This is a genomic window from Testudinibacter sp. 'clade 2' (assembly GCF_006227735.1).
In the GTDB taxonomy this organism is placed as follows: domain Bacteria; phylum Pseudomonadota; class Gammaproteobacteria; order Enterobacterales; family Pasteurellaceae; genus Chelonobacter.
The window spans coordinates 1-1,084 of sequence record NZ_VDHB01000210.1 but is presented as its reverse complement, the minus strand read 5'-3'; the positions used below and the strand labels follow the sequence as shown (position 1 = coordinate 1,084).

At 42.6% G+C, this 1,084-nt stretch carries 2 protein-coding genes; one reads left to right on the top strand and one right to left on the bottom strand.

The genetic code is table 11. From position 1 onward, the window contains the following. Positions 1 to 183 precede the first annotated feature (183 nt). Positions 184 to 663 (top strand): transcription elongation factor GreA, encoded by a 480-nt coding sequence (greA, locus tag FHQ30_RS12670; protein WP_139611163.1) that lies wholly within the window; start codon positions 184 to 186, stop codon positions 661 to 663. 75 nt (positions 664 to 738) lie between these two features. On the opposite strand, the gene yhbY is transcribed toward greA, so the two are convergent. Beyond that, positions 739 to 1,038 (bottom strand): ribosome assembly RNA-binding protein YhbY, encoded by a 300-nt coding sequence (gene yhbY, locus FHQ30_RS12665; protein WP_139608408.1) that lies wholly within the window; start codon positions 1,036 to 1,038, stop codon positions 739 to 741. Positions 1,039 to 1,084 lie beyond the last annotated feature (46 nt).

The following is a 1,084-nucleotide window of genomic DNA, read 5'->3' as shown; positions in this document are numbered from 1 at the left end:
GGCATAAGCACTTAATCAATAAAGGAAAAATGCAAAGTGCGGTTCGGGCGGATATATAATCCGCCCCTACTTTTACAATATTAATCGTGTATTTTAACCTTTGTCAGCAATCTAACAGCATACAAACTATGCTGTGGTTTTGTTTTGTCTGTAAAAAATAAAAATGATCACAGAGGAAAAATGATGAAACAGATTCCGATGACCGTACAGGGTGCGGAAAAATTAAAAGAAGAGCTGGAATTTTTGAAAAACGTCCGCCGTCCGGAAATTATTAAAGCGATTGCCGAAGCGCGCGAGCACGGCGATTTAAAAGAAAATGCGGAGTATCACGCGGCAAGGGAACAACAGGGATTTTGTGAAGGACGGATTCAGGATATTGAAGGCAAACTTTCTAACTGCCAAATTATCGATATCACCAAGATGAAAAATAACGGCAAAGTGATTTTTGGCGCGACGGTTGTATTGGTAAATCTGGATACGGAAGAAGAAGTCAGCTATAAAATTGTCGGTGATGACGAAGCGGACATCAAGAGCGGTCTGATTTCGGTGAATTCGCCGATTGCACGCGGTTTAATCGGCAAGGAAATTGACGACAGCGTGTCGATCACCACGCCGGGCGGCAAAGTAGAATTTGATATCGTTGATGTGCTTTATCAGGCATAAAATAGTTAAACTGCGGTTTGGCGGGTCGGCTATTAGCCCGACCTGCCTGTAGTGAGTTGTGTTATTTAAGTTGTATTATTTAGGGAGTCTGATAATCGGTTCTTTGCTTGGACGATACAACACCAAAATATGACCAATCAGTTGCACGGCAGCGGCAGAGGTTTCGCGCACAATCGCATCGATGATTAATTGCTTGGTTTCACGTTCGGCACCGGCAACTTTCACTTTAATCAGTTCATGATGGTTCAAGGCATTGTCGATTTCGGCAACAACACCTTCGGTTAAGCCGTTGGCGCCGAGCATCACAACCGGTTTCAAATTGTGTGCCAAGCCTTTTAAATACTGTTTTTGTTTTGTGGTTAAGTTGATTGCCATAAAAAATCCTTTTAACGTAGGTATAATTCTTGTAACGCAGGCTGAG

What these genes read in the sequence shown, in the direction of transcription:
- greA (WP_139611163.1), top strand. Translation starts at nt 184, where the DNA reads ATGAAACAGATTCCGATGACCGTACAGGGTGCGGAAAAATTAAAAGAA.
- yhbY (WP_139608408.1), bottom strand. Translation starts at nt 1,038, where the DNA reads ATGGCAATCAACTTAACCACAAAACAAAAACAGTATTTAAAAGGCTTG.